This window comes from Pseudomonas sp. W2I6 (genome assembly GCF_030815935.1).
Lineage (GTDB): Bacteria > Pseudomonadota > Gammaproteobacteria > Pseudomonadales > Pseudomonadaceae > Aquipseudomonas.
In genome coordinates this window covers 1,987,172-2,013,545 of the sequence record NZ_JAUSXJ010000001.1, presented here as the reverse complement: position 1 = coordinate 2,013,545, position 26,374 = coordinate 1,987,172, and the positions used below count along the sequence as shown (strand labels likewise).

Sequence of the window (26,374 nt, the reverse complement as noted above, 5' to 3'; positions counted from 1 at the left end):
CATTTTGTTTAATTTCAGTAGCGTAAAACGATTTTATTTAATCGAAATGGCACAGAGCTTGCGGTTTGCTCGGTAACCGCTCGCGGTACTGACGATCCGTTTTCCTTCTGGAGTAACCCGATGAACAGTCTTTCGCCCTTGTTTCGCCGCCTCGCCTTCGGTCTTTGCGCCACCTTTTGCGTGGCCACCGTGCACGCCGCCGGTGCAGCCTCGTACAAAGTCGGTGCAACGGCCAGCGGTTCGCCGTTCACCTTCCTCGACATCAAGAGCAACAGCATCCAGGGCGTGATGGTCGACGTCGCCAACGCAGTGGGCAAGGCCGGTGGTTTCACCAGCGAAATCGAGCAGACCAACTTTGCCGCGCTGATCCCGTCCCTCACCTCGGGCAAGCTCGACTTCATCGCCGCCGGCATGCTCAAGACCCCTGAGCGTGCCCAGGTGGTGGACTTCAGCGCGCCAGTGTACGCCTACGGTGAAGGGCTGATCGTAAGTGCCGACGACAACGCGACCTATACCGACCTCAGCTCCTTGAAGGACCAGGTAGTGGGCGTACAAGCCGGCACGATCTTCTACGACATGCTCAACAAGCTGGGGATCTTCAAGGAAATCCGCACCTACGACTCCATCGGCGAAATGGTCCGCGACCTGAGCCTGGGCCGCATCAAGGCCGCCGTGGGTGACCAGCCGGTGGTGGCGTACCAGATCCGCCAGAAGCTGTTCAAGGGCGTGAAGCTCGCCGCCGACTACAAGCCGGTCAACGTCGGCGAGGTGTGCCTGGTGGTGCGCAAAGGCGACAGCGAAACCCTCGCACGCCTGAACCAGGCCATCGCCAGCATCAAGGCCGACGGCACCCTGGACGCGATCCTGAAGAAGTGGGGGCTTGATGCCCGGGTGCAGCCATGAACCCGGCTGAATTCCTGCAAAATGCCCGGGACTTCCTGCCGATCCTGCTGCAAGGCGCCTGGGTGACGATCCAGATCACCGTGCTGTCGTTCCTGCTCAGCAGCGCTATCGGCCTGGTGCTGGCGCTGCTCAAACTGTCGCCGATCAAGGCGCTGTCGTGGGCGGCGAGCACCGTGATCAATGTGATTCGCGGCCTGCCGATCATCGTGCAGCTGTTCTACATCTACTTCGTGTTGCCGGACATGGGCGTGCACCTCAGTGCATTCCAGGCGGGTGTGATCGGCATGGGCATCGCCTACTCGGCGTACCAGGCGGAGAACTTCCGTACCGGCATCATCGCCGTCGAACAGGGCCAGCGTGAAGCCGCCGAAGCCCTGGGCATGCGCTCGGTGCTGATGATGCGCCGGGTTATCCTGCCCCAGGCGTTTCGCATCGCCTTGCCGCCTTACGGCAACACCCTGGTGATGATGCTCAAGGACTCATCGCTGGTGTCGACCATCACCGTGGCCGAGATGACGCGCCAGGGCCAACTGATCGCCTCGTCCACCTTCCAGAACATGACCGTCTACACCCTGGTCGCCCTGCTCTACCTGCTGATGAGCCTGCCGCTGGTGTATGGCCTGCGCCGCATGGAACAGCACCTGGGCCGGAGGAAAAAAGCATGATCGAGATTCGCCAACTGCAAAAGCACTACGGCACCCATCGCGTGCTGCACGGCGTCGACCTGGACGTGGCCAAGGGCGAAGTGGTGTGCCTGATCGGCCCGTCCGGCTCGGGCAAATCCACCTTGCTGCGCTGCATCAACGCCCTGGAAGCCTACGACGGCGGCACCATCAACGTGTTCGGCGAAACCGTGCAACGTGGCAGCAAGACCGTACACGCCCTGCGCAGCCGCATGGGCATGGTGTTCCAGCGCTTCAACCTGTTCCCCCATCGCACCGTGCTGGAAAACGTGATGGAAGGCCCGGTGTACGTCAAGGGCGAACCGCTGCAACAGGCCCGGGAAGAAGCCTTGGCGCTGTTGGATAAAGTCGGCCTGTCGGCCAAGGCCGATGCCTACCCGGAACAACTCTCCGGCGGCCAGCAACAGCGGGTGGCCATCGCCCGCGCACTGGCGATGAAACCCGACGCCATGCTGTTCGACGAACCCACTTCGGCCCTCGACCCGGAACTGGTGGGCGATGTGCTGGAGGTGATGCGCACCCTCGCGGACGAAGGCATGACCATGATCGTGGTGACCCACGAAATGGGCTTTGCCCGGGAAGTGGCCGACCGCGTGTGCTTCCTGCACGGCGGCTACATCGTGGAGAGCGGGCCGGCCGAGCAGGTGCTGGGCAACCCGCAACAACCGCGCACCCAGGACTTCCTGCGCCGCGTGCTGCACCCGACGGCCAACACCCGGAGCCTGCCATGAAGTCACTCTGGGCCGCGACGGCGCCCGCTGCACCGCAAACACCCGCGTTGGCTGAGTCATTAAAGGTGGACGTGGCCATCGTCGGCGCCGGGTATACCGGCTTGTCCACGGCGCTGCACCTGGCGGAGCGCGGCGTGAGCGTGTGCGTGCTGGAGGCCAACGAGCCTGGCTGGGGCGCGTCCGGGCGCAATGGCGGGCAGGTCAACCCGACACTCAAATACGACCCGGATCAACTGGTGCAGATGTACGGTGCCGAGCGCGCCGAGCCACTGATCAACACCGTGTCCAACTCTGCCGACCTGGTGTTCAACCTTATCGAGCGCCATGGCATTGACTGTGCGCCCACACGCAAGGGCTGGATGCAGGTTTCCTATTCCGAAAAAGGCGTGGAGGGCCTGCACGCCCGGGCCGAACAGTGGGCACGTCGCGGGGTGCCGGTGCAGCGCCTGGATGCCGGCGCGGTGTCCGCCCGCATGGGCAGCCAGGCGTTTGCCGGTGGCTGGCTGGACGGTCGCGCGGGCGCCATCCAACCCTTGGCCTATGCTCGGGGCCTGGTGCGTGCAGCCCAGGCGGCGGGCGTGCGCATTCATGGGCAGAGCGCAGTGACCGCGATGCAACAGGCGGGCGCGGGCTGGAAGTTGCAGACCGCGAGCGGCGCGCAGGTGTCGGCCGGCCAGGTGGTACTGGCCACCAACGGCTACAGCGGCGACTTGTGGCCCGGCATGGCCCAGAGTGTGCTGGCGGCCAACAGTTTTATCGTCGCCACCCGGCCCTTGAGGGGGCCTGCGGCCGAGAGCATTTTGCCGGGGCAGGAAACCGTCTCAACCGCACAGCGCCTGTTGCTTTACTTTCGCAAGGATGCCCATGGCCGCCTGCTGATGGGCGGGCGCGGGTTGTTCGAAGATCCCACCGGGCCCGCGGATTTTGCGCACCTGGAACGTTCGCTGGCACTGTTGTTTCCCCAGTTGGGCAAGCTGGACTTCGAGTACCGCTGGGCGGGCCGGATCGCGATCACCCGGGACTTTATGCCTCACGTCCACGAACCCGCACCCGGCCTGACCCTGGCATTGGGCTGTAACGGACGCGGGATAGCCCTGTGCACCAGCCTCGGCCAGCAATTGGCCGGGCGCTTGTGTGACAGCCGCTCCGACTTCGCTTACCCGGTAACGCCTTTGCAGCGGTTGCCACTGCATGGCTTGCAACGCTTCTACATCGGCGCGGGCGTGGCGTGGTACAGCCTGCTGGATCGCCTCTCCCTGTAGGAGCGAGCTTGCTCGCGAAAAAACCGAAGGCGCCGCGTGTCCTCAGGAGACCGGCGCCTTCGTCAAAGCTCGCAGACCTTTCCCTCATCACTGAAGAAATAGATATTTTCATGCTTGTAGCCCCAGCGACCGCCTCGCTCGCGAGCATGCGGCTCGAAGGTAAAGCACGTCACCTCCTCCAGGCGCCGATGATTGCCCGCCTCGATGTAGAGCCTTTGGTCACGCTGCTCGCAGATGCTGTGGCCGACGTTGCCGGCGAAATCGAGGTTCTCGAAACCCTCGGATGCGATCAGGTCATTGGCGAACGCGTGGAGATCGTTGAACGTGGTTTCAGGCCGGGCGAATGTGCGCATCATCGCGTGTAGCAGGTGCTCGACTTCATAACCCCTGCTGAACTCGGCCCCCACCGGCACCGCCCGGCACACGCCCTCCTCCACATAGAAAGAGCGGGCACAGTCGCCCCACACATTGCCTGCTCTCGGGCTCAAATCCACCGTGATCAGATTGTGTAAACCAACGGCTTCATCACTGGGCCGATAGTCGCGTCCCGACACCGAAAGCGCACTGCGCGAACCCAGCAATACGAAGGCCGGGCAGTCGTAATACCAGGTCTGCGGATAGCCGGAATCCGCGAGCATCTGCGTCGCCATTTCGGCGATGGAGGCTTCGGTGGACTGTGGCGTGATCCGCGTAACGAGCTGCTGCAGCACCGACTTGGCGGCGGCCTGGACCACGCGATTAGGCAACATGGATTGTCTCTGACTGATGAGGGATTGCGTCGATGGTAGCAGCACTCTCCTCGACAGGGAGACGCACTCGGATTTTAAGCTCGTTCCCACGCTCCGCGTGGGAATGCAGACCGTGACGCTCCGCGTCACAAAGGCAGACGCAGAGCGTCCAGGGCTGCGCTCCCACGCAGAGCGTGGGAGCGATCAATAGCCGGAGCACCGACTTGGCGGGGCCTGGACGACACGATTGGGCAACATGGACCGTCTCTGACTGAGGGAGACATGCTCGGATTTTTCCGACAACTGTTTCAGGTTGTCGGTCGGACCCGGGCTGACTAACTCCCGCAGTCGCTGCCAATTCAGCGACCGGATTTGACCGTCCGCAACCATAGAACAACTGCGCCAAAACCGATCTTGGGCGTTTTTTTTACGCCTGATGTATTGTGTCGCGGCAGCTGTGCGCGGGATACCTTCGGGTATGCCGGTTTTGTTCTTTGGGCCGGTCGGTCAACCCGCGTATAGCTGCCACCCTAATCGTTTGACCGCGAATCGTGGCAGCTCCATTCACAAAGGAGCTTCACCATGATTAAAGACAGCCCCAATCCCCCACCGCACACCGACCGGCTTCAAGAAGCCGCTTACCGCGCCATTCACCACTATCTGAAACCTGACGCCCAACCCCAACCGCCTGAACCCACCGAGCTACCGTTCGATGGATTATTTACCGTGCGTACGGACCTGGACACGGAAACCTTGCTGGCCAATGCCTCGCAAGACCTGGCGTCGATCAATGTCATCGCCGCTCACCTGGCCTTCGAAGTCGATGGTACCCAGCGCAACGTGGCGCTGGGCATTTGCCGGATGCTGGAAGGTGTGCAGATGCTGGTCGACAAAGCGCTGGATCGATGCGCGCAAACCAGCCCGCGCTGAGCTCGTTCCCACGCTCCGCGTGGGAATGCAGACTGTGACGCTCCGCGTCACAAAGGCAGACGCAGAGCGTCCAGGGCAGCGCTCCCACGCAGAGCGTGGGAGCGATCAAGTCTCTTCAAAAAACCGACCATCCGATACGCTCGCTCAACAACTCCAACGCCTTCATCCCCGCCAGGGAATTGCCCGCCGCATTCAACTCCGGCGACCACACGCACACCGTAAACTGCCCCGGCACCACCGCGAGAATCCCGCCGCCTACCCCGCTCTTGCCCGGCAAGCCAACGCGATACGCAAAATTCCCCGCCTCGTCATACAGCCCGCTGGTGGCCATGATCGAGTTCACTTGCTTGGTCTGGCGCGCCGTCAGAATCTGCTCGCCGCTGTGGGTGCACACCCCCTCATTCGCCAGGAAGCAAAATGCCTTGGCCAGGTCCAGGCAGCTCATCTGCAATGCGCAATAGTTGAAGTAGCTGTGCAGCACTGCATCCACGTCATTGTGGAAGTTGCCGAAGGACTTCATCAGGTACGCCATCGCCGCATTGCGCGCACCGTGCTGGGCTTCGGATTCGGCCACCACGCTGTTGACCAGGATCTGCGGGTTGCCCGACAGCCGCCGCACAAAATCACGCATGGACAAAATAGGCACGGCAAAGCGCGATTGGTTGATGTCGCAGATCACCAGCGCACCGGCGTTGATAAACGGGTTGCGTGGCCGCCCACGCTCGAACTCCAGCTGCACCATGGAGTTGAACGGCTGCCCCGAAGGTTCGTGGCCCAGGCGTTCCCAGATGCTCTCGCCGCCATGGTCGATGGCCTGCACCAGGCTGAATACCTTGGAGATGCTCTGTACGGAGAACAAGGTATGGGCATCGCCCGCGCAGTAGGACGAGCCGTCATTGCCATACACGGCAATGCCCAGTTGCTGGGCCGGCACGTCGGCGAGCGCGGGGATGTAGTCGGCGACCTTGCCGAGGCCGATCAGTGGACGGACTTCGTCGAGGATCGACTCCAACAGGGCCTGCATGTTGTGTTCTGGCATGGTTTGGAAAATAGTGATTGGCGGGCGCGGAGGATACCTGAAACCCAGGGGGTAGAAACGCGCAGGCGCGCACAACGAGGTCTTCGTTTATTCAGACTTTAACTGTTGGTCGATCCATGAAGAGTCGGGCATTCGGTCGCAGCGTTTCTTATGGTCTCTACTGGCAGTGGCGTCAACGTGTCCACACCACATATTCGTGTGCACGATGCGCCGTAATGCCTCGGCATTGCTCAAGCGACAGCGGATGGTTACTCGCGATCAGCGTCACCTTTGGCCGGTTAGCCGGGTCAGTCAGGTTCAGCATGGCGGGGAGCCCACATGTTGCAGGCAGACCTGGGATGTCATTGGCAATCGTCACCGAAAACGGTGGTTCGCTTGATTGCTGCGGGTCATCCCAGAGTTCGTAAACCCGCTCAAAATCCAACTGCTGGATCCTGACCCAAATACCGATGTGAAAAACCTCCTCGCGACCCAGCACCGGCAATGGCAGCAACGCACGAATGAAAAATTGCTTACCGCCGATGATGGCCAGGTCATTGTTCTCCTGGACCCCACTCTCTCTGTCGTCTTGCGATAGCGCCATAACGGCATCAGGACGTCGAAACGCCAGCTCCATCTCGTCAATCCGGTGTTCTTCTTCGCACTGGTTGCACAGCAATTAGCGTCTCCTTCAAACATTCTGGCCGCACAGTCGACTCGCTGCGCCGGGCCATTCTAGCGCGATACCAACGCTGCGCAACGCCGCTTTGCGGGCGCCATGCGTCAATCAGCCGGCTCTGCCGCCACCCGCTCCCGCCCCTTGAACGCCAGCGAAAAACAAAAAAAGATCACCAGCGCAAAACCCGCCGGAAACAGCCAGATGCTGCGCCAGTCATGGCTGCTACCCGCCGCCACATAGTGGTCGGTCACCTGCCCCGCCACCCAGAACCCAATCAACATGCCCACACCGTACGTAGCCAGGGTAATCAGCCCCTGCGCCGAACTCCTGAAGCGCTCCGGCGCTTTCGCGTCGGTGTAGATCTGCCCCGAGACAAAGAAGAAGTCATAGCAGATGCCATGCAGCGCAATCCCGGTAAACAGCATGAAGGCCAGCTCGCCGTTATTCCCATAGGCGAACAGTGCATAGCGCAGCGCCCACGCCAGCATGCCCACCAACAGGGCGACCTTGATGCCAAAACGCTGGATGAACAGCGGCAACAGCAGCATGAACAGCACTTCGGACACCTGCCCAATAGCCATCTTTGCCGTGGGGTTGGTCACGCCGATTTCCGCGAGAAACGGGTTGGCGTTCTGGTAGTAGAACGCCAGGGGAATGCAGATCAGGATCGAGGCGATGAAGAACACCAGGTAGCTGCGATCCTTGAGCAACCCCAGCGCATCCAGCCCGAGCAGTTGCTTGATATCACCCTTGCCCGCCTCGGCTTTCAAGGGCGCGGTACGCGGCAAGGTGAAGCTGTAGAAACCCAGCATCACTGACGCGATGGCAGACATCAGGAAGGTGTTGCGCAACGCGCCCGTGGTGATCGACTGCTGCGAATCCCAGGCGAACACAAAGCTGATCACCAGCCCCGCAACAATCCAGCCCAAGGTGCCCCACACACGGATGCGCGAAAACTCCTGGGCCGGGTCGCTCATTTGCCGGAAGGCCACCGAGTTCACCAGTGCCAGGGTCGGCATGTAGATGACCATGTATGCCAGCACGTAGGGATAAAAGCCGACGAAGTCCGGCGCGCGGTACAGCTGGTACAGCAGCACCGCGCCGATCAGGTGCAGCACCGCCAGGATGCGCTCGGCGTTGAAGTAGCGGTCGGCGATCAGGCCGATGATAAACGGGGCGATGATCGCCCCCCACGACTGGGTGGAAAACGCCATGCCGATCTGCCCGCCGCTGGCCCCCAGGTTGCTGGCGAGGAAGGTGCCGAGGGTGACGAACCAGCCGCCCCAGATGAAGAATTGCAGGAACATCATGACGCTCAGTCGCGCTTTCATTGTGGTCACCGTTTTATTGTTATTTTGGGGCAGAGGCGCTGTTCAGGCGTCGGGCAGGCCCAGCAGCCGTCGGTTGGATCGCTCGTCGGATGTCACGCCGGCGAAGTCATCGAATGCCTTGCTGGTCTTGCGGATCATGTGCTGGCGGATGTACTCCGCCCCTTCTGCCGCGCCTTGTTGCGCGTCCTTCAGGCAACACTCCCACTCCAGCACGGCCCAGCCGTGGAAGTCGTACTGGGTGAGCTTGCTGAAGATCGATTTGAAGTCGATCTGGCCATCGCCCAATGAGCGAAAACGGCCAGGGCGGTCGACCCATCCTTGGTAGCCGCCATACACGCCGGAGCGCGCGTCGGGGCGAAACTCGGCGTCCTTGACGTGGAACATGCGGATGCGCGCGTGGTAGCGGTCGATGAAGCCCAGGTAATCCATTTGCTGCAGCAGCAGGTGGCTGGGGTCGTAGAGAATGTTGGCCCGGGGATGGTGGTCGACGGCTTCGAGGAAGCGCTCGAAAGAGGCGCCGTCGTGAAGGTCTTCGCCGGGGTGGATTTCGTAGCACAGGTCGACGCCGGCCGCCTCGAAGCAATCGAGAATCGGCAGCCAGCGCTTGGCCAACTCGGCAAAGCCTTGCTCCACCAGGCCGCTGGGGCGTTGTGGCCAGGGGTAGATGTACGGCCAGAGCAGCGCGCCGGAGAAGGTCGCGTGGGCCGTCAAGCCAAGGCGCTGGCTGGCGCGGGCGGCGAGTTTCAATTGGTCGATGGCCCACTCGGTCCGTGCCTGGGGCTGGCCGCGCAGATGGGCCGGGGCGAAGTCGTCGAACAGCGTGTCGAATGCCGGGTGCACGGCCACAAGTTGGCCCTGCAGGTGGGTCGATAGCTCGCTGATTTCGACGCCGGCATGGGCGCAGGTCGCCTTGAGTTCATCGCAGTAGGCCTGGCTTTCTGCAGCGCGGGCCAGGTCAATGTAGCGGGTGCCGAGTGTGGGCAACTGGATCGCCTTGTAGCCCTGGGACGCCGCCCATTGGGCGATGTTGGCCAGGGTGTCGAAAGGCGCTTCGTCCGAGATGAACTGGGCGAGAAAAATGCCTGGGCCGCGCATGTCTGTAGTCTCCTTCATGGGTGGTTCGCCAAGGTGGTCCACTTCGCCTCGCCGCGATGGTTGGCGATCACGGCTTCGATAAAGGCCATGCCGCGCACGCCGACTTCGATGCCGGGTACGCCAACGGCCTCGGTGCCCTGGCGAATGGCCTTGGCGAAGTCGCGGTAGAGGTTGGCCATGGCTTCCAGGTAACCCTCGGGATGCCCGGCGGGCAGGCGCATGCGCTGCAATGCCGCGTCGCACAGCCAGGGCTGGCCGACGCCGGAACGCAGGATGCGCAGCGGTTGGTCGAGGGAACGATGGATCAGACTGGCGGGTTCTTCCTGGCGCCATTCCAGGCCGCCCTTGTCGCCATAGAGGCGGATCTTCAGCGGGTTCTCTTCACCGGCACACACTTGGCTGGCGATCAGCACGCCGCTCGCGCCGGAGGCCATCTTGAACAGCATGGCGGCATCGTCATCCAGTTGCCGGCCGGGTACATGGATGCCCAGGCTCGCGCAAAGCTGTTCGATCGGTTGGTCGGCGATGAACTCGGCCAGGGAAAAGGCGTGGGTGCCGATGTCGCCGATGCAGCCGCCCAGTCCCGACAGCTCGGGCCGGCTGCGCCAGTCCGCCTGTTTGTTGCCCTGCCCGGCCACGTCCTGGCTGAGCCAGCCTTGTGGGTACTCGACGATCACTTTGCGCAACGCGCCGATCACGCCATTGCGCACCATGTCGCGGGCCTGCCACACCATCGGGTAACCCAGGTAGGTGTGTGCCAGCCCATAAAGCCCGGAACTGTTTTTGACAACGTCTGCCAGCGCCTGCACTTCAGCAAGATTGAGCGCGGCCGGCTTCTCGCTGAACACGTGGAAGCCCGCCTGCAGCGCCTGGGTCGCAATCGGTGCATGCAGATGATTGGGGGTGACGATCACCAGCAGCTGCATGCGCTGCTCGGCCGGGAGCGCCTGTTCGCCGGCGAGCATCTGCTGCCATTCGCTGTAACAGCGGGACGCGGGCAGGCCCAGCGCATTGCCGGTGCTCCGGTTGTTCTCGGGCTCACGGCTGAAGGCACCGCACACCAGTTCATAACACCCATCCAGCCCCGCCGCCTGGCGGTGAGCCTGGCCGATGAAGGCGCCTTCGCCGCCGCCAACAAAGCCCATTCTTATTTTTTGCACAGCAACCGTCATCGCAAGTCTTCTCTTTATGGGCAATTACCGATCATGATGTAACCGGTTACATCGTGCCGGAAATTTAGGCCTGGTTGCTCGCGGTGTCAAACCCCGACTGCGGTAAACTTGCAGGCTGCTGTTCTGATAACGAGGTGGTCTTGTCCAATATTCGTGAAGTCGCCCGCCTGGCCGGGGTCTCGGTGGCCACCGTGTCCAGGACCCTGGCCAGCCCTGAACGCGTGTTGCCCGAGACCCGCGACAAGGTCAACGCCGCCGTGGAACAGACCGGTTACCGGCCGAACCGCATGGCGGTGCAATTCCGTTCGCGGCGCACCGGCAACCTGGTGATCCTGGTGCCGGCGATTGCCAACACGTTTTTCGCCCGGGTCATCAGCGGTGCACAGCAAGCGGCGCAGGCATCGGGTTATCGATTGCTGTTGTGCGACACCCGGGGCCAGGCAGAAATCGAAAAACAGTTCGCCGAACTGGTCCACGCCCATCAGGCCGATGGTGTGATTCAGTTGCGGGCCTCAGACCCATTCAGCGACTGCAGCGACTCACCGCCACTGGTGAACGCCTGCGAGGTGATCCAGGACGGTCGCCACCCCACCATCAGCCTCGACAACCGTGGCGCCGCCCGGGCCATGACCCAGCACTTGATCGACCTCGGCCACCGCCGCATCGGCTTGATCAAAGGCCCGAAAAGCAGCCCACTGACCCGTGACCGCGTGGCCGGTTATGAAGATGCCTTGCTCGCGGCGGGCATCCGCCGCGACCCGGCGCTTATCTGCCACGGCGACTTCACCCTGCACGCCGGTTTCGAGGGCGCAGGCAACATGCTCGCCCTGCCCGAGCGGCCCACTGCGCTGTTCTGCGAGAACGACGAAATGGCCATCGGCGCCTTGAAGCGCATCAAGCAACAGGGCCTGCGCGTGCCCCAGGATATTTCCCTGGTGGGCTTTGATGACATCCCCTTCGCGGCCTACTGCGACCCGCCGCTGACCACCATTGCCCAGCCTGCCGAAATCTTCGGCCGCAAGGCGGTCGAGATGCTCATCGCACTGATCGAGAAAACGCCGCTGTCGGAGCGTCAGGTTGTAGTGCCGTTCGAACTCACAGTACGCGGCAGCACGGCAGCGCCCCACACTCAATAGTGCGCCACATCCGACACCTGGGTATCCAGCACATCCCGCGCCAATGCCCAGGCCTGATCCGTGGATTCCACCACCAGCAACGGGTAGCCCCACGCCTTGCCGAACATCACGGCAAACGGCTTGAGCGCCAGCCGCTTGGCTGCGCTGGGCTCCACCTGGATCATGCCTTTGACGAAAGTACGCAGGGCCACCTTGTGCTTCTTCATCCAGATCGAGGCCTGTTTGCGCTCTTCGTGGGAGTGCTCGTGAGTGCTTTCATCCACGGCTTTCTCGTGCAGCAGGACGAAGGGTTCCTCGCGCTGCAACAAGGCCTCGAATGCGCCAAAGGTATCTTGCGGGGGAGTGTCGCTGGGGGCGTCAAACACGATTTTCACCACGGGGAATGTTGAACTGTCGAGTTGCATGGGAAGCTCCTTTAACGAGAATGTTTCTCATGATAGCCATGCCATCACTGGACGCCATTGCACAGAATGGCCAGAATGTTTCGCATTCCAGCCAAGACGCCGCGCCGCCATGTACAACCACCGCCTCGAAACCCGTGACCCCTTGCGCCCGGCCCTCGCCGATGCAATTCCCCGTGCGGTGGTTGCAGTGAGCGCTTCAAGCACCTCTGCGAGTTGGGAGCACGCACCGCACCAGCACCGCAAGGGCCAGTTGATGTACACATTGCGCGGGGTGATTCATTGCGTCATCGAAGAAGGTATCTGGATCGTGCCCCCCCAGTGCGCGTTGTGGATTCCGGGCGGCCTTTCCCATGCCGCGCGCGGGTCGGGGGCAGCGGATATCTACTGTCTGTTGGTCGACCCCGACGCCGCCGGCGCCCTGCCCCGGCAATGCTGCACCCTGGCGGTATCGCCGTTGTTACACGAATTGATCAGCAAGGCCGTCAGCTTCCCGCCGCTGTACGACACCGAGGGCGCCCAGGGCCGGTTGGTGGCCACGCTGCTGGACGAACTGGCACTGGCACCGGTGGAGGCCCTGCACCTGCCCATGCCCCGGGACACTCGGCTGCGGCGCCTGGCCGACAGTTTGCTGGCCAACCCCAGCGACAAGGCCACCCTGGGCGAATGGGCCGTACGCATCGGCATGAGCGAACGCAGCATGACGCGCTTGTTGCTGGAGGAGATCGGCCTGAGTTTCGGCCGCTGGCGCAGGCAACTGCATGTGATCCTGTCACTGCAGCGCCTGGCGAAAGGCGAAAGTGTGCAGACGGTGGCGCTGGATCTCGGCTATGAAAACGCCAGCGGCTTTATCACCATGTTCCGCAAGGCCATCGGCCAACCGCCGGCGCGCTACCTGGCTGACCGCGCGAGCATACCCCAGCACACGACGCCCGCTATCGCCTTGCTGGATTATTATAAATAGTCACGTATAAGCATTTTTAGAGCCAAGGGACTAGAAGGCTTAAATCATTCCAGCCAAAAAAAATCAACCCGCCTAAAATACTTATCGCACACTAAAAAATTTGCACTAGCATATGAGTACTCCGGTCCACAAACCCGCTCTCAACACCCGCCTGAAATCCGCCTTACCCCCCGCAAATAAAGTGCCGAATGTTAAAATTTGTCACGTTTTGGCGTATTCAATTCGATTAACATCTAAACGCCTGCAGCGATTGAATTGACGGCCTCGCATGCCGGAAAAGGGAGCAACGTGATGCATTTTTCCAACGTCCTCGCTATTGCACGGACCCCATCGAAATCCGAGGACTTCAGCGAGCTTATAGTTCGTACTGTACCGAAAAATCTAAAAGTCGATACACGCTCCTACGGCCAACTAATCGGTCCCTATGCAAGCCATGGACATTACCGTGCCATCATCATAGAGATCGACACCCCCTCTGCCAGCACCCAAACGCTGGACATCATTAAAAAAACCAGATCGGAAAATCCTGGCAGCACCATTTTCCTGGTTGTCACCTTCGCCACTACACTAAGCAAAACCAAATATTATCTCGCAGGCGCTGATTACTGCATAAAGGTCGTCGAGAGCTCGCCCGAGAAAAAACTTGCCCTGTTTGCCGCGTTCCTCAGCGAGACATACTGGCTAAGTAATACTGATTTGCTACTCGATCAGGACCGCATGTGCATCTACGGGGGTGGCAAAAAGCTCGAAGTGTCCTTTGTCGAAATGAAAGTACTGGAAGCGCTCATTCATAATCGATTGCTCAGCCATGATGAAATCGCCGTGGTAATGGGGCTGAATCCCCGATTTTATGATTCAAGAGCCCTCGAAAAATCGATTAGCCGGTTACGTGGCAAAATAAAATCACATTACGGAAGCAATATAATTCAGAGCATTCGCGGTTACGGCTACAAACTAAGCAGAGGGCTGGCTTCGGTTAATCATATCCACCCCGTCAGGGAGCGGTCGAACCGTGAATAGCGGAACCTTATTACGTGAGGCGTCAGCCTGCTTCACCTTTTCGCGGCAAGCGATACTTGAACGAAGTTGCACGCTGTGGGGCAGTGAGATCCGCGTCCACGCCGAGCCTGCGCTCGACAGCCCGCGTGATGACGCCTGCCCGTTTTATTCCGAACAACTTAAAGACGCCTACAGCGAAGCCCTGCAACATGCCAGGCCGAGTTCATTTGCCCGCACAAGTAAACGTTTGCGCGCGGATAAAAGCCCGGGCCTCCACAAGTTTTTCCGAATTGAGCAATCGCTGTTGATGAATGAGGACCTGCTCAAGGAAATTATCGATACTTCACACACGCTGGAAAAAAACAGACAACAACTCATTGTCAGCGTTGAAAACACACTGGACACCCTTCCGGGCCCGCTGGAACGCCGGAGCATGATCCGTCAACTGTATAGCCTGAAAGACCAGAGCAACCTGAAGCTTGCCTATAACAATTACACATTAAATACAAAAAACACCGACCTGCTGATCGACTTGAGTCTTTATGACTATATAAAAATGCCTTTTCCAGACTCGGCCCTCAGGCTCAGTCTGAACACCCGCTCGGGGCTGTTCGACCGGCTTTACGACCAGATGCTGGGGCTGATGAGCACCACCCGGGTCTCCTTCATCGCCGACAACGTCGAGCACGCCGACAGCGCACTTCTCGCCAGACGCTTGCCTTTTGACTATTTTCAGGGCCCCTACTTCTCCCCTGCTGATAGTTTATGAACCCCCGTACTTTCCTGGAATCGGTGAATGCCATGAGTTCTCTCAAGAAACACACATTTACATCGACGTACCCGTCAATCGCACTGCACGATTTCACGCCAAATGTGGCATTTTTACATTACGACGTCGACAGCGGGCCGCTGATCGAAACCGTGGAAAAAACATCGGACGCTTCGACCAGTTCCTACGCCGTTACCAAAGAGCAGAATTTCAATCTGTGGCTCAGTAACTATGTCGCCGCCAAAAGACTTTACGAAGCCAGTAATCGACTGACCCGACAACTTTACGACGCGTCAAAAAAACCTAGCATCACGGCTCTAAAATCAGACGTCACACACCCGGCCCTGAATAACACCACCACGGAAACAGTTAACTCATCCTCTGCATTACGCGGCCCCGATGTCTGGCTACTTACCCAGCAAGATCGTGCGCTGGTGAAAGGTGGGCTACGCATTTCCTTGACCACTATTGAGTCGGCATTGATCAAGAAAATGTTGAACCATGAAGAACGTGTGGTCAGCAAGGAAGAACTTATCCGCAACATCGGACGTGAGCCCGACCTCTATCGCGGGCTTGAAATGTGCCTTAGCCGATTGCAGGACAAGTTCAAGCGCGTGAATGATGGCGAACGCCTGTTCCGCGCGGTGCGTAACCGTGGCTACTGCCTGACACAAAAAATAAAAAGCCCGCTGAGCAGTCGCGCGAACGTCACAGAACAATAATTATTTCATAAAAATTACAATTCACCCTGCCTATTAGAACGCCTTTCTATCTGCCATTTTATAACAACATGACCGCGTTATAAGTCGTCAGCCATTGCTCCCTGCCATTTATTACTATCAATACGCACGCCTACGCGTGCGCCTGCCATTTGATAGTCATTAAAACCACGCCTCGCTTTAACCTGCCAGCACGTGAGTGGATACCACAGGGAGCAGAAGTATGCTTAACAACAGAAGAATGCATCGTAACCTTACACCCAAAGGCCTGACCTTTTGGGGACAGTGGGCAATTGCCCTGAGTGTGGTCGTTGTACTTTTGTTTTCACTGGTACTTTTCAAGACCGGGCAATTGGAATCCCACTACCGGATATTGGCAGCCATTACAATACTGGCCTCTATACCGGCCTACATGTTATGTGACGTCTATAGCAAAAAAGATGACTTTTTTGTTGGGCTGGGACGATTATTCACCGGCTGGTTATTGACCCTGGGCATATTGTTCGCGGTCGGCATAGCCTGTAATGCCAGTTCGCTGTTTCCCTTCGAGATCCTGCTACTGTGGGCCGCTGTCAGCTATCCAATACTAGCCCTTTGCTACATTCCCATTCACAGTCTATCCAGGTACTACCACCGGCAACTACATGAGCGCCAGAAATCGCTGATTATTGGTACGGGAAAACTTGCAACCGACTTGGCCAATACTCTCGCCAGGCAAAAACGCTCCCCTCTGGTCGGTCTCGTAGGTCCCCGCACCACCTCCCCCCAGGCCGGCACCCAGCCTCAGATCCTCGGTGACTTGCCCGATCTTCCCGCGCTGATCCGCCAGCACGGTATCCGCCGCCTGTACATCACTCACTCTCTCCAGGAAGCGACCCACATCGAGGCGCTGTACCTCAACCTGCTGGAGATCAGCGTGGACGTGATCTGGGTGCCCGACCTCAACAACATGCTGCTGCTCAACCACAGCGTGGCCGAGGTGGATGGATTGCCCGCGATCTTCCTCAATGAAAGCCCGCTGACCAGCCGGCCGACCGCAGCACTGAGCAAGTCGCTGCTGGACAAGAGCCTGGCCCTGTTGGCGATCATCCTGCTCAGCCCGTTGCTGCTGCTGTTCGCCCTGCTGATCAAACTTACCTCTCCCGGCCCGGTAATTTTCAAGCAGGATCGTCACGGCTGGAACGGCGAGGTGATCAAGGTCTGGAAGTTCCGCTCGATGCGCGTGCATGACGACCACGAAGTGCGCCAGGCGAGCCGCAACGACTCACGCATTACCCCCGTAGGGCGCTTTATCCGCCGCACCTCCATCGACGAGCTGCCCCAGCTGTTCAACGTGCTGCAAGGGCATATGGCACTGGTCGGCCCACGCCCGCATGCCGTCGCCCACAATGACTACTACTCGGGCAAGATTCGCGCGTACATGGCGCGGCATCGCATCAAGCCCGGCATCACCGGCCTGGCGCAGGTCAATGGCTGCCGGGGTGAAACCGAGACCCTGGAGAAGATGCAGCAACGCGTCGATATCGACCTGCGCTATATCAACAACTGGTCGCTGTGGCTGGACATCAAGATCCTGTTCAAGACGCCGTTTACCCTGCTGTCCAAAGACATCTACTGACCCCGCCCTTCCCCGTGCCGCTGCATCGGCGGCGCGGGGCACCAGGCGCGCTTTGCGCCCTCCCCGCCACCACTCCCCGCAAGGCGCAACGATAGCGCCCACAGCGACGCCCGGGCCCGGGCCATTCGCATAGTCATCAAAGAGGAAAGTCAGGCAAGTGTTGCGCGCCGGCATTGCACCTGGCGCTGTAGCGTTCGGCGTGGCGACTGCCCGGCGCATTCAACGCCGGGCAGTCGACAACCTGGTCGGCAGATGCCGCACCGTCACTCCGTGATCTTCTCGAAGTTGTTGTAGAACAACTCGCTGTCACGCCCGTCGGTCATGGTCTGCAGCGAATAGCCGCGGTTCAGGCGTGCGCCGCCGTCACGGGTCAGTGGCGCCCATACGACGTTGGCCCGACGCATCGTCGAGGTGCTCATCAATTCGTCGAAGGGGACGGAAATATAGATACCCTTGTCGAAGCTGCCTTCGCCATATTCTTCCTTCGAGGCGGTGGTCAGCGTCACCCAGCCACCAAACTTCACGCCGTTCTTGAACTGGCGCGAGATGTCGACGGTGGTGCCCCAGTCCCGCGCCAGGTAACGCCCCACACTGACGGCGGCCAGGGTGTCATAGGGCAGCTCGGTATAGCTGGTGACATGGCCGGTGATGGTCTGGTAATCCCGCAGGCCGAAGCCCTGGTTGAAATCACGCTGGCGCACGAAGTTCAGGTCTGCGCCCACTGACCAGTGCTTGCCCGCCGGCCGGAACAACACCTCGCCGCCCACCCCGGCGTACATGGACTCCAGGTAGCCGCCGTAGACCATGCCATACAGGTCGCGGTCCAGGCGCTGCGCATGGTTGACCTGGAAGTTCGGCATCGTCACATCGGACGTGGTCATGTATTGGCGCAGGTCGGTGCGTACTCGCGGCAACCCGCTGGGTGCGTCGTAGGTGAACTTGTCGTAGTTGTTCAGCAGGTTGGCGCTGAGCAAGCCGCTCCACCAGGTATTGCGGGTAAAACGGTACTCCGCGTCGGCGTCGGCAGTGAACTGATAAAGCAGGCCGTCGGGGCCACCGATGTTCTGTTTGTAACCCAGGCCGAGGCCATAGTTGAACGGCTCGGATTTTCCGCTGTAGAGCGTGGTTTCCCGATGGGCAACCGCCGGATTGACCTCGGTATTACGGTGCAGGTCCGTCAACGGCTGCTGGTTGTTCACCACGGCGCGGAAGGTCGCACGGGGCACGCTGGTTTCTTCGATGGGCATGTCATAGCGCTTGTTCACCAGGGTGAACCAGTCGATATCCTGATTGGCGCTGTTGTCGAGAATCCGGCTGGCGCGTCCCACGGCCTTGGCTGAATAGAAGTAGCGTTGCTGCTCGCCATACACCATCAATTCCGAGCCGCGCCGGGCAATGCGCTCCACCTTGTAGCCGGCATTCTGCTGCAGCCTGTCGGCGACGTTGGCCCAGTTGACCTGGTCGGCCGGGGTGGTGGGCATGCGCGCCGGCAACGGTTCGGCGGGCGGGTCATAGGTCTTGACCGGTGCCTTGCGGCTGACAAAGTTGGTGTGCAGGGTGATGCCGAACATCGCGGTATTCCCGCGTTCCCAGGCCGCACTCAGGTCGACGCTGTCAGCCAGCTTATAGACCACGCCAATGTTTACCGGCGAGTCCTGCTTGATCGGGTTGTCCAACGGCTCGTGCTTGTAGTCATTGCCCTCGTATTCGAGTTTCAGGCTCAGGGGTTCCCAGGGCGTTTGATAGGCGATCCCGCCGAACAACGAAGGGCGGCCCCTGAAATAGGCGTTGGAGTTCACGTCCCCTGCCCTGGCGACGACCGCAGTGCTCTTGGGCCGGTCGTTGAACTTGCTGCCGAACACCGACAGCGGGTTGCCGAAGTCGCCTCGGTTTCCCAGGTAGCCCCAGGCGATGCCGAGGCTGAAATCCAGGTTGCCGTGGCGCTTGTTGGCGACAAAGTATTCGCTGGAAAACAGCCCGGTACCGCCGATGTCCCGGGCACCGAAAGCCACCTGCGGTGCCCACCGGCTTTCCTCCCAGAGCCGCGCCTTGAAGTCGATGGCCTTGTCCTTGAAGCTCTGGCTTGCGCTCAACGCCTCGGCGCCGTACCTGCGGTTGCTGATGGCGGTATAACGAAACGAACCCTCCAGCCAATCAAACGGTTGCAGGGAAAAACTGTAGCGCGAGTAGGGATCGGTGCGGTTGGCGTTGGCGCTCAACTCTCCCGCCGGGGCCATGCGTGCGGTGGGGGTCTGTAGCAGGCCCACGCCGCCGAAATCATTTTGGGTGTAACGGGGGTCACCGTGAGCCAACCCGCAAGGCAACAGCAGTACAGCCGCAAAACGTAAATTCAAGGGTTCACCTCAGCCAACGGTTGAGTGGCGAAAAACTCGGCCAGTTGTTGGTTGAGATCAGGGGTCGGCGTCTCAAGGTCGTCGCTGCGGATCGGCACCAGGATCCTGCTGCCGGGGGCCGCCACCACGCCGTCCTCGCGATTCCACGCCGCCACGCCCACGCGCCGTACCTGGCCGTCGGGCTGGATCAGCCACAGGTCATCGCGCTCGGCGTCATCGAGGACCGTGCAGTCGCCAACATAATCCCGCACCTCGCGCATGGCCCGGTACGGCACATCACAGGACTGCGCGACCGCGCCGAGCACGTGCACGGTGGACGGCCTCAGCGGGTAGACAAGCCGGTCCCCGTCATCCAGCAATGCGTTGCGCGCGAACCCCGCCTCCACGGCGATCGGGTCCAGCACTTGCACCTGGCGGCCGGTGACCGGCAACTGTTCGACCTGTCGATACAGACGCGCACTCAAGTCCGCCCGGGAGCCACGGTCATCCAGCAAGGCCCCTCGTTGCAGCAGTTTCAGATCGAACAAAACCCCTGCCTTCAAGCGTTCCTGCGTGCTCACCAACGACTGGTGCAGCCACGCGGCGCCCAACCAGTAGCTTTCTGCATTGGGTTGGGCCACACGAATAACGTCCAGCAAACGCGCACCCGGCTTGACCTCGAAGGCGCCAGGGCTGCGCACATCGCCACTGACTGTAACGGCCGCCTGGCCAGTGCCGGGGCCGATCAGCAACAGGCCCAGCCATAAAAGCTTCGAACACTTCATCGGGCTGCCTCCCGGTCGGGACGCAACTGCACGATTTTCAGGGCCAACCGGGGCGTCAAATGCTGCTCGCTGCGCCAGATGAAACCATCCTGCGGGTCGACCCAATAATGGTTGGTGGCGCGGAAATTCAAGGTGGGAGCGTCCACCTGCTCGTCGATGCGCAGCAAGGCGTAATCCTTGTCCAGAATGCGGAGGGTCTCGATACCGTGGCTGCTGAAACGGCTGTTGACCGCGATACCGATTCGGTTGCCGTCGTAGAGGTCGATCCAGCGTGTGCCGGTGTAGCCGTCGGGCAGATGCTGGAGCCCGCGCTTGAACGGCGATTCGCCACTGAAACGCGTGCCATCCAGGGAAACACCCAGCCCGACAGTGCGTACCACCAGGCCGTCACGCATCATCACCACTTGCTTGCCGGAAGCGACCCAGAACTGCAGGTCGCCCCGGCGCCGGGCCATGGCCATCACGCCCTCGCTGACGGCGGTGGTCACCAGGATCTGCGGGTATGGCACCGCGTCGACCTGGGCGCGGGTCACGTTGATCGGGGCCGGGCCCGTCACAGAAGTTTCGAGGGTGTACCACGACGCCCTCATCAACGGGTTACACCCGCACAACAAGAGCGCCATCGACAGGCAGGCGCTGGTAGGCAACATTTTCACCACGGGATAACGCCTTATCTGCTGTTGACTTCACTGAGGTCATTGGCCGATCGGGCACCAATCCCAATGGCACTGGCGGTCGGCAGCAACTGGCTGATCAGGCGGTTCCAGCGCGTCACGCCGGCCGGCCCGACGTACACGATGTCCTGGGGTTGCAAGTCGAACCGGGTGGCCAGCACCAGCGCGGAAGGCGACTGGGCATCGAGTTGGAACACCTTGGCCGGTTCGGCTTCGAGGTTGTCCACGCCGCGAATCACATAGACCGCATTGCCATTGGAAGTGGTCTGGTTCAAGCCGCCTACGGTACCCAGGGCATCGGTCAGGTTGATCGACTTGCCCTTGAAGCTCAGGGCCCGGGGCTGATTGACTTCGCCCATCAGGTAGACACGTTTCTGGTCGTTATAGGGCAGGTACAACCGGTCGCCGCCCTTGAGGTAGATGCCCTGCAGTTGCGAGCCCTGGCGATTGAGGCTGTCCAGGTCAAGCGTGTACTCACGGCCGTCGCGCGTCAGGGTCAGGCTCGAGAGGTCGGCATTCGTGGGGTCGACACCGGCGGCGCCAATGGCCTCGACAGCGCTCAATGGCGTGGTGGTGATCGGCTGTTGCCCGGCCTTGATCACCGCCCCGGTCACCACCACTGTCTGGCTGGCAAACCGCAGGACGCTGACGTCGACCTGTGGGCTTTCAATAAATTGCGACAAGCGCCCGGCGATAAAGGCCCGCAGCTCTTCGATGGTCTTGCCGGCCACCGGGACGTTGCCGATATACGGATAAAACAACGTGCCATCGGGGCGAACCAGGCGCCCGTTGGCGTCGATCTGCTGTTGCGGCCCGGACGGTGCCGTCAACTCGGGATGGTCCCAAACCGTGATAAACAACAGGTCATTGGCACCGACGCGATAGCCACCGGGCACATAAGACAACAGTTCTGCCGGCACCGATTCACGAACATGCGTGGCGGCATCCATGGCAATCAATTTGGGGGTGATGGGAATCAACTCTACCCGAGTACTTTCGGGAGAACCCTCACTGGACATTTGACTGGTGTCCATATGTTGACCAGGCGAAAACATGCAGCCGTGCAAGCTGAAACTTGCCAGCAAAAGAACAGGTAACCTACGAATCATAATGGCACTACGCTAGTCGAGGGCGAGTCTAAAAAAGATCACCCAGAAGTTCCGGGTGATCTTGAACAACACACATTGCGGGTTATTAGTTGGTACCGGTGGTACCGCCTGTACCGGTGGTGCCGCCGGTGCCGGAAGTACCGCCATTGGAACTGCCGCCCGAGTTGGAAGCCGCCGCCGCAGCGCCGACTACCGCGGTACCGACCCCGACGGTTTCACCGAGCGTCACGCCGCCCACGAGCGGGGTGCTCAACGACAGGGGCTCGCTCGCGCCGGCCGCATCGCTCAAGGCCTCGCTCGCGACTTCACCTGCCGCCAATGCCGCAGTACTGCTAAAGGCCAGCACGCCGGCCAACAGTATTTTCCTCATATCAGACTCCTTCTCGATATTTACCCCTTATCAAATAATGCAATAAGGGCGTAGTGATGGAACGGAGATAAACAGGCTATGCAAACTGCGCAAAGATCCTGTTGGATCACGCACTTAACCTCCTCGAAATCATCTCACTTGTGGATAGCTCAAACCACCAATGTTAATAATCGTCAGGATTAAACAACGGGGCGTACCGATAACCCGCGACCAATACCGTAATACTCGAAACCATTGGCTTTCATACGCTGCGGATCAAATATATTGCGGCCGTCAAAGATCACCGGCGTGCTCAGTTTTTCTTTTATCAAGTCCAGGTCCGGGGCCTTGAACTCCCGCCATTCGGTCACGATCACCAGCGCATCGGCACCTTGCAACGCCGCTTCCTTGGTGCCCATCAGCAACAGGTCTTCGTTCATCCCGTAAATGCGCTGGGTCTCGGCCATCGCTTCGGGGTCGAATGCCTGGACCCTGGCACCCACGCTGCGCAGTTGTTCGATCAACACGCGGCTCGAGGCTTCGCGCATGTCATCCGTATTGGGCTTGAAGGCCAGGCCCCAGATGGCGAAGGTCTTGCCCTCCAGCTGGCCGCCGAAGTGGTGGTGAATATGCCCGAACAGGTGCTGCTTCTGGCGCTTGTTGACTTCCTCGACGGCAGACAACAGCGTTGCCTGATAGCCGATCGACGACGCGGTGCGCTCCAGCGCCTGCACATCTTTCGGGAAGCACGAGCCGCCATAACCGCAGCCTGGGTAGATAAAGTCGTAGCCGATCCGTGGATCGGAGCCAATGCCTTTACGAACCGCCTCAATGTCGGCGCCCAAGCGTTCGGCGAAATTGGCCATTTCATTCATGAAGGAAATCTTGGTGGCCAGCAGGCAGTTGGCCGCGTACTTGGTCAGCTCGGCACTCCTGATGTCCATCGTGATGATCTTTTCGTGGTTGCGGTTGAAGGGTTCATACAGCTCCCGCATGCGGTCCACGGCGTAACTGCTGTCGCTGCCGATGATGATCCGGTCGGGCCGGGTGCAGTCGGCGACCGCCGAACCTTCCTTGAGGAACTCGGGGTTCGAGATCACGTGGAACTCCACCTCAAGCCCCCGCGACGTCAACACCTCGGACACCTTCGCCCGGACCTTGTCCGCCGTCCCCACCGGCACCGTGGACTTGTTAACGATAATCTTCGGCTCGGTCATGTTGAGCGCAATGGTCGCGGCAACGGAGAGCACGTACTTGATGTCGGCGCTGCCATCGTCATCAGGCGGGGTGCCCACGGCAATGAACTGCACCTCTCCATGCCGCACGCCTTGCGCGGCGTCGGTGGTGAAGTGCAAGCGTCCGGCATCATGGTTCTTCTGGACGAGCGCACTCAGCCCGGGCTCAAAGATCGGAATAATGCCGGCCTTGAGGTTCTCGACTTTAGTCGCGTCCACGTCGACACAACACACCTCATGCCCCGCGTCGGCCAGCACCGCTGCCTGCACAAGACCCACATAGCCGATTCCAAATACAGTTACATTCATTTCAATCTTCCTTTAAACAAGCTCGAGGCGGCCATAGCGGTCTTCAAAGCGGATGATGTCGTCCTCGCCCAGGTACGAGCCCGATTGGACTTCAATCAGCTCCAGCGGGATTCGCCCCGGGTTTTCGAGGGAGTGCACAACGCCAATGGGGATGTAGGTGGACTGGTTCTCGGTCAGCAGCACTTGCTTGTCGGCGATTTGCACATTCGCGGTGCCGGACACCACGATCCAGTGCTCGGCCCGGTGGTGGTGCAGTTGCACCGACAGCTTGTGCCCCGGCTTCACCGTGATCCGCTTCACCTGGTACCGATAGCCCTGGTCCACCGAGTCATATTTGCCCCACGGCCGATAGACTTCGCGGTGGCTGGTGCTCTCGATCCGGTGCTTTTCAGTCAGCTGCGCGACTATTTTCTTGACGTCTTGCGCGTGGTCCTTGGTGGTCACCAAAATCGCGTCGGCAGTCTCGACGACCACCACATCATTGATCCCTGCAACCGTGACCAGGCGGTGGCTGGCATGCACATAGCTGTTGGTGACGTCCTGCAGCAGCACGTCGCCCTGGGTGCAGTTCTGGTTCTGATCCTTGAGGCCCGCTTCCCACACTGAGTCCCAGGCACCCAGGTCGCTCCACGGCGAATCGAGGATGACCACCGACGCGATGTGGGTCTTTTCCATCACCGCGTAATCGATCGACACGTTGGGTGCGTTCACAAAATCCACCTGGCTGAGCCGGGTGAAATCCTGGTCATGGGCCGCGTTGGAGAGGGACAGTTCCGCGGCCACCATGATCTCCGGGCTCAGGCGCTCCAGCTCGGCCTTCATCACCGAGGCGCGGAACATGAACATGCCGCTGTTCCAGAAGTAGTTGCCTTGTTCCAGGTAGCCTTGCGCGGTCGCCAGGTCGGGCTTTTCCACGAAGGCATCGACATGCGCGGCGCCGTCCACCGCAGCCGCTTGAGTACGGATATAGCCGTAGCCGGTCTCCGGCTTGGTGGGCACAACCCCGAAGGTGACGATCTTGCCTTTGTTGACTTCCACCTTGGCCAGCGTCAAGGCCGCATTAAAGGCTTGGGTATCGCCGATCACATGGTCCGCCGCCAGCACCAGCAGGATCGGATCGTCCCCATCCGCCAGCGCCGACAGGGTTGCCGCCGCAATCGCCGGGGCGGTGTTGCGGGCGGTCGGCTCAAGGAGGATTTTCTGCGGGATCACGTCCAGTGATCGACTTTGCTCGGCCACGATGAAACGGTGTTCTTCGTTGCACACAATGATCGGCGGGCTGACGGTCTCGCCCTCTATCGACAGGTTCTTGATGCGATCCAAGGTGGCTTGAAACAAACTCAAGTCACCGTGCAGCGCAATAAACTGCTTTGGTTTAAGCGCTCTTGAAAGCGGCCACAGGCGCGTGCCTGAACCGCCAGACAATATAACTGGGATCATAACGATTACTCGATGATTAAAGGCAATAAGAGCGGATTGACAAACAGCCGAAACTTAAGAAGTGAATGACTTCACATAACTGATCAAGCGGTCCCTTTCGGTAAAGTCCAGTGAACTTTCGGCACTGCTGTAGTTAAGCGCCGAATCAATCGCCGAAAAGAACGCATCTTTATCATGGGCGATAAACACAGAGGGAAGGTCTGAAAAGTTTTCGGCGGTGTCGTACTGGTGATTATTGATGTGTTCACCGCGCCGACTGTCGCGCGGGACAATAACAATCGGTTTGCCCAGTTCAAGGGAGCGAATGATATTGCCCATGCCCGCATGGGAAACAATCACCTTTGACGCATTGAAGTTTTTGGAAAACAGCGGCTCGGCGATGGTCTTGTAAGCCGTAATGCGCCCCAGGTCATTTTCGTTATTGCCCACCTGGGCAACAATCGGGACCTGCGGGTTTGCATGACTCCACTCATGCAAGTAGCCGAGCATTCTTTCAAAGGGTGCTTGAGTGCCAACGCTGCAAAATATCATTTATACAATCCTCCCTTTATATTGGGCGCGGCTGTTTTGCGACAGCGTGGGCCACTGGGTCAGCAACTCATCGACAAAATACACAGCGATCCTGCCGGACAACGAGAGCTTCTTGGGATTGGCAATGCTGTCGATCCACAGGGTCTTTTTGCCCATCAGTTTTCCCGCGACCAGCCCCAGCAACCCCGGTGCCGCCCCGGTGGAGATCACGTACCTGGCCTTGCTGCGGTAAACGATCGCAAAGATCTGGCAAAAGCCCTTGATGATCTTCAACGGTTCACTGCGATTAAAGTCCGGGACTTGCGCGAAGGCATGGGTTGGATACTGCGAGCCAATGCTGATATCCACGGTGGCGATGGTAACTTTTTGACCGTCGAAGGCAGGCAGCAACTTGCTCATTTGTACCCAGTGCCCACCTCCAGAACAAATCAATAAAACATCACTTGATTGACTCATGACGGTTCCCTTCCT

Annotated in this window: 27 protein-coding genes; 11 read left to right on the top strand and 16 right to left on the bottom strand. The window is 59.9% G+C overall.

All coding sequences use genetic code 11. The annotated features are described in order from the left end of the window. Positions 1-120: 120 nt before the first annotated feature. The 4 genes from QF039_RS09540 to QF039_RS09525 are packed head-to-tail and all read left to right on the top strand — an operon-like array spanning position 121 to position 3,579. Positions 121-903: an ABC transporter substrate-binding protein gene (locus QF039_RS09540; RefSeq protein WP_177035429.1), complete on the top strand. Its 783-nt coding sequence runs from the start codon at positions 121-123 to the stop codon at positions 901-903. Next, on the top strand, positions 900-1,568 hold the full coding sequence (gene ehuD, locus QF039_RS09535) for an ectoine/hydroxyectoine ABC transporter permease subunit EhuD (protein ID WP_003211406.1): 669 nt from the start codon (positions 900-902) through the stop codon (positions 1,566-1,568). Before QF039_RS09540 ends, ehuD begins: the two co-directional genes overlap by 4 nt. Further along, positions 1,565-2,317: an amino acid ABC transporter ATP-binding protein gene (locus QF039_RS09530; protein WP_087694235.1), complete on the top strand. Its 753-nt coding sequence runs from the start codon at positions 1,565-1,567 to the stop codon at positions 2,315-2,317. Before ehuD ends, QF039_RS09530 begins: the two co-directional genes overlap by 4 nt. Next, positions 2,314-3,579, top strand: coding sequence for an FAD-binding oxidoreductase (locus tag QF039_RS09525; protein ID WP_023658763.1), 1,266 nt, complete (start codon positions 2,314-2,316; stop codon positions 3,577-3,579). The genes QF039_RS09530 and QF039_RS09525 overlap by 4 nt, the downstream gene beginning before the upstream one ends. 62 nt (positions 3,580-3,641) lie before the next feature. On the opposite strand, the gene QF039_RS09520 is transcribed toward QF039_RS09525, so the two are convergent. Further along, a complete protein-coding gene (locus tag QF039_RS09520; protein WP_087694233.1) occupies positions 3,642-4,328 on the bottom strand; it encodes a M24 family metallopeptidase in 687 nt (228 codons plus the stop codon). A gap of 561 nt (positions 4,329-4,889) precedes the next feature. On the opposite strand from QF039_RS09520, the gene QF039_RS09515 reads away from it, so the two are divergent. Further along, complete coding sequence (locus tag QF039_RS09515; protein ID WP_003211399.1) at positions 4,890-5,237, top strand: DUF6124 family protein; 348 nt, start codon at positions 4,890-4,892, stop codon at positions 5,235-5,237. 115 nt (positions 5,238-5,352) lie between these two features. Here QF039_RS09515 and glsB read toward each other — a convergent pair whose 3' ends face one another. The 5 genes from glsB to QF039_RS09490 form a co-directional block, all read right to left on the bottom strand. Then, the gene (gene glsB, locus QF039_RS09510; RefSeq protein WP_003211397.1) at positions 5,353-6,261 is read right to left on the bottom strand and encodes a glutaminase B; all 909 of its coding nucleotides are present in this window, start codon (positions 6,259-6,261) and stop codon (positions 5,353-5,355) included. 187 nt (positions 6,262-6,448) lie between these two features. Next, positions 6,449-6,934 (bottom strand): DUF2199 domain-containing protein, encoded by a 486-nt coding sequence (locus QF039_RS09505; RefSeq protein ID WP_307517675.1) that lies wholly within the window; start codon positions 6,932-6,934, stop codon positions 6,449-6,451. Positions 6,935-7,038: 104 nt separating this feature from the next. Next, positions 7,039-8,265: a nucleoside permease gene (locus QF039_RS09500; protein ID WP_307517673.1), complete on the bottom strand. Its 1,227-nt coding sequence runs from the start codon at positions 8,263-8,265 to the stop codon at positions 7,039-7,041. Positions 8,266-8,307: 42 nt separating this feature from the next. Then, positions 8,308-9,360: a sugar phosphate isomerase/epimerase gene (locus tag QF039_RS09495; RefSeq protein WP_307522940.1), complete on the bottom strand. Its 1,053-nt coding sequence runs from the start codon at positions 9,358-9,360 to the stop codon at positions 8,308-8,310. A 14-nt stretch (positions 9,361-9,374) separates the two neighbouring features. After that, positions 9,375-10,505, bottom strand: coding sequence for a Gfo/Idh/MocA family protein (locus tag QF039_RS09490; RefSeq protein ID WP_307522937.1), 1,131 nt, complete (start codon positions 10,503-10,505; stop codon positions 9,375-9,377). Positions 10,506-10,672: 167 nt separating this feature from the next. On the opposite strand from QF039_RS09490, the gene QF039_RS09485 reads away from it, so the two are divergent. Then, the gene (locus tag QF039_RS09485) at positions 10,673-11,668 is read left to right on the top strand and encodes a LacI family DNA-binding transcriptional regulator (protein WP_307517671.1); all 996 of its coding nucleotides are present in this window, start codon (positions 10,673-10,675) and stop codon (positions 11,666-11,668) included. Here the strand turns inward: QF039_RS09485 and QF039_RS09480 are convergent. After that, positions 11,662-12,072 carry a hypothetical protein gene (locus tag QF039_RS09480; protein WP_003211385.1) on the bottom strand — a complete coding sequence of 137 codons (411 nt, stop codon included), beginning with the start codon at positions 12,070-12,072 and terminating at the stop codon, positions 11,662-11,664. The two genes, QF039_RS09485 and QF039_RS09480, sit on opposite strands and share 7 nt — an antisense overlap. A 109-nt stretch (positions 12,073-12,181) precedes the next feature. Between QF039_RS09480 and QF039_RS09475 the strand changes: the two genes are divergently transcribed. The 5 genes from QF039_RS09475 (at position 12,182) to QF039_RS09455 (ending at position 17,138) form a co-directional block, all read left to right on the top strand. Further along, positions 12,182-13,033 (top strand): helix-turn-helix domain-containing protein, encoded by an 852-nt coding sequence (locus QF039_RS09475; protein WP_003211383.1) that lies wholly within the window; start codon positions 12,182-12,184, stop codon positions 13,031-13,033. Between the two features lie 291 nt (positions 13,034-13,324). Further along, the gene (locus QF039_RS09470; RefSeq protein ID WP_003211381.1) at positions 13,325-14,053 is read left to right on the top strand and encodes a winged helix-turn-helix domain-containing protein; all 729 of its coding nucleotides are present in this window, start codon (positions 13,325-13,327) and stop codon (positions 14,051-14,053) included. Further along, on the top strand, positions 14,046-14,801 hold the full coding sequence (locus tag QF039_RS09465) for a hypothetical protein (RefSeq protein WP_177019929.1): 756 nt from the start codon (positions 14,046-14,048) through the stop codon (positions 14,799-14,801). The genes QF039_RS09470 and QF039_RS09465 overlap by 8 nt, the downstream gene beginning before the upstream one ends. A gap of 32 nt (positions 14,802-14,833) precedes the next feature. After that, complete coding sequence (locus QF039_RS09460) at positions 14,834-15,523, top strand: winged helix-turn-helix domain-containing protein (RefSeq protein ID WP_307517662.1); 690 nt, start codon at positions 14,834-14,836, stop codon at positions 15,521-15,523. Between the two features lie 220 nt (positions 15,524-15,743). Continuing rightward, positions 15,744-17,138, top strand: a complete 1,395-nt coding sequence (locus tag QF039_RS09455; RefSeq protein WP_087694227.1) for an undecaprenyl-phosphate glucose phosphotransferase — start codon at positions 15,744-15,746, stop codon at positions 17,136-17,138. A gap of 263 nt (positions 17,139-17,401) precedes the next feature. Here the strand turns inward: QF039_RS09455 and QF039_RS09450 are convergent, their stop codons facing one another. From QF039_RS09450 to QF039_RS09410, 9 genes are all read right to left on the bottom strand, one after another. Further along, on the bottom strand, positions 17,402-19,492 hold the full coding sequence (locus QF039_RS09450; RefSeq protein ID WP_307517659.1) for a YjbH domain-containing protein: 2,091 nt from the start codon (positions 19,490-19,492) through the stop codon (positions 17,402-17,404). Beyond that, positions 19,489-20,256: a capsule biosynthesis GfcC family protein gene (locus QF039_RS09445; protein ID WP_307517657.1), complete on the bottom strand. Its 768-nt coding sequence runs from the start codon at positions 20,254-20,256 to the stop codon at positions 19,489-19,491. The genes QF039_RS09450 and QF039_RS09445 overlap by 4 nt, the downstream gene beginning before the upstream one ends. Beyond that, entirely contained in the window at positions 20,253-20,912 is a 660-nt protein-coding gene (locus tag QF039_RS09440) for a YjbF family lipoprotein (protein WP_032899416.1), read from the bottom strand. Before QF039_RS09440 ends, QF039_RS09445 begins: the two co-directional genes overlap by 4 nt. A 14-nt stretch (positions 20,913-20,926) precedes the next feature. Next, positions 20,927-22,039: a polysaccharide export protein gene (locus QF039_RS09435; RefSeq protein ID WP_134326351.1), complete on the bottom strand. Its 1,113-nt coding sequence runs from the start codon at positions 22,037-22,039 to the stop codon at positions 20,927-20,929. Positions 22,040-22,124: 85 nt separating this feature from the next. Next, positions 22,125-22,409: a hypothetical protein gene (locus QF039_RS09430; RefSeq protein WP_003211359.1), complete on the bottom strand. Its 285-nt coding sequence runs from the start codon at positions 22,407-22,409 to the stop codon at positions 22,125-22,127. Positions 22,410-22,588: 179 nt separating this feature from the next. After that, entirely contained in the window at positions 22,589-23,932 is a 1,344-nt protein-coding gene (locus QF039_RS09425) for a UDP-glucose/GDP-mannose dehydrogenase family protein (RefSeq protein WP_003211357.1), read from the bottom strand. A gap of 12 nt (positions 23,933-23,944) precedes the next feature. Next, complete coding sequence (locus tag QF039_RS09420) at positions 23,945-25,372, bottom strand: mannose-1-phosphate guanylyltransferase/mannose-6-phosphate isomerase (RefSeq protein ID WP_134326350.1); 1,428 nt, start codon at positions 25,370-25,372, stop codon at positions 23,945-23,947. A 54-nt stretch (positions 25,373-25,426) separates the two neighbouring features. Then, a complete protein-coding gene (locus QF039_RS09415; RefSeq protein WP_003211352.1) occupies positions 25,427-25,903 on the bottom strand; it encodes a glycosyltransferase in 477 nt (158 codons plus the stop codon). Further along, positions 25,904-26,302 carry a polysaccharide biosynthesis protein gene (locus tag QF039_RS09410; RefSeq protein ID WP_003211350.1) on the bottom strand — a complete coding sequence of 133 codons (399 nt, stop codon included), beginning with the start codon at positions 26,300-26,302 and terminating at the stop codon, positions 25,904-25,906. Positions 26,303-26,374 lie beyond the last annotated feature (72 nt).

What these genes read in the sequence shown, in the direction of transcription:
- QF039_RS09515 (WP_003211399.1), top strand. Translation starts at nt 4,890, where the DNA reads ATGATTAAAGACAGCCCCAATCCCCCACCGCACACCGACCGGCTTCAA.
- QF039_RS09420 (WP_134326350.1), bottom strand. Translation starts at nt 25,372, where the DNA reads ATGATCCCAGTTATATTGTCTGGCGGTTCAGGCACGCGCCTGTGGCCG.
- QF039_RS09410 (WP_003211350.1), bottom strand. Translation starts at nt 26,302, where the DNA reads ATGAGCAAGTTGCTGCCTGCCTTCGACGGTCAAAAAGTTACCATCGCC.
- QF039_RS09455 (WP_087694227.1), top strand. Translation starts at nt 15,744, where the DNA reads ATGCTTAACAACAGAAGAATGCATCGTAACCTTACACCCAAAGGCCTG.
- QF039_RS09430 (WP_003211359.1), bottom strand. Translation starts at nt 22,409, where the DNA reads ATGAGGAAAATACTGTTGGCCGGCGTGCTGGCCTTTAGCAGTACTGCG.
- ehuD (WP_003211406.1), top strand. Translation starts at nt 900, where the DNA reads ATGAACCCGGCTGAATTCCTGCAAAATGCCCGGGACTTCCTGCCGATC.
- QF039_RS09495 (WP_307522940.1), bottom strand. Translation starts at nt 9,360, where the DNA reads ATGCGCGGCCCAGGCATTTTTCTCGCCCAGTTCATCTCGGACGAAGCG.
- QF039_RS09525 (WP_023658763.1), top strand. Translation starts at nt 2,314, where the DNA reads ATGAAGTCACTCTGGGCCGCGACGGCGCCCGCTGCACCGCAAACACCC.
- QF039_RS09475 (WP_003211383.1), top strand. Translation starts at nt 12,182, where the DNA reads ATGTACAACCACCGCCTCGAAACCCGTGACCCCTTGCGCCCGGCCCTC.
- QF039_RS09470 (WP_003211381.1), top strand. Translation starts at nt 13,325, where the DNA reads ATGCATTTTTCCAACGTCCTCGCTATTGCACGGACCCCATCGAAATCC.
- QF039_RS09500 (WP_307517673.1), bottom strand. Translation starts at nt 8,265, where the DNA reads ATGAAAGCGCGACTGAGCGTCATGATGTTCCTGCAATTCTTCATCTGG.
- QF039_RS09490 (WP_307522937.1), bottom strand. Translation starts at nt 10,505, where the DNA reads ATGGGCTTTGTTGGCGGCGGCGAAGGCGCCTTCATCGGCCAGGCTCAC.
- QF039_RS09460 (WP_307517662.1), top strand. Translation starts at nt 14,834, where the DNA reads ATGAGTTCTCTCAAGAAACACACATTTACATCGACGTACCCGTCAATC.
- QF039_RS09425 (WP_003211357.1), bottom strand. Translation starts at nt 23,932, where the DNA reads ATGAATGTAACTGTATTTGGAATCGGCTATGTGGGTCTTGTGCAGGCA.
- QF039_RS09435 (WP_134326351.1), bottom strand. Translation starts at nt 22,039, where the DNA reads ATGATTCGTAGGTTACCTGTTCTTTTGCTGGCAAGTTTCAGCTTGCAC.
- QF039_RS09415 (WP_003211352.1), bottom strand. Translation starts at nt 25,903, where the DNA reads ATGATATTTTGCAGCGTTGGCACTCAAGCACCCTTTGAAAGAATGCTC.
- QF039_RS09480 (WP_003211385.1), bottom strand. Translation starts at nt 12,072, where the DNA reads ATGCAACTCGACAGTTCAACATTCCCCGTGGTGAAAATCGTGTTTGAC.
- QF039_RS09540 (WP_177035429.1), top strand. Translation starts at nt 121, where the DNA reads ATGAACAGTCTTTCGCCCTTGTTTCGCCGCCTCGCCTTCGGTCTTTGC.
- glsB (WP_003211397.1), bottom strand. Translation starts at nt 6,261, where the DNA reads ATGCAGGCCCTGTTGGAGTCGATCCTCGACGAAGTCCGTCCACTGATC.
- QF039_RS09520 (WP_087694233.1), bottom strand. Translation starts at nt 4,328, where the DNA reads ATGTTGCCTAATCGCGTGGTCCAGGCCGCCGCCAAGTCGGTGCTGCAG.
- QF039_RS09530 (WP_087694235.1), top strand. Translation starts at nt 1,565, where the DNA reads ATGATCGAGATTCGCCAACTGCAAAAGCACTACGGCACCCATCGCGTG.
- QF039_RS09445 (WP_307517657.1), bottom strand. Translation starts at nt 20,256, where the DNA reads ATGAAGTGTTCGAAGCTTTTATGGCTGGGCCTGTTGCTGATCGGCCCC.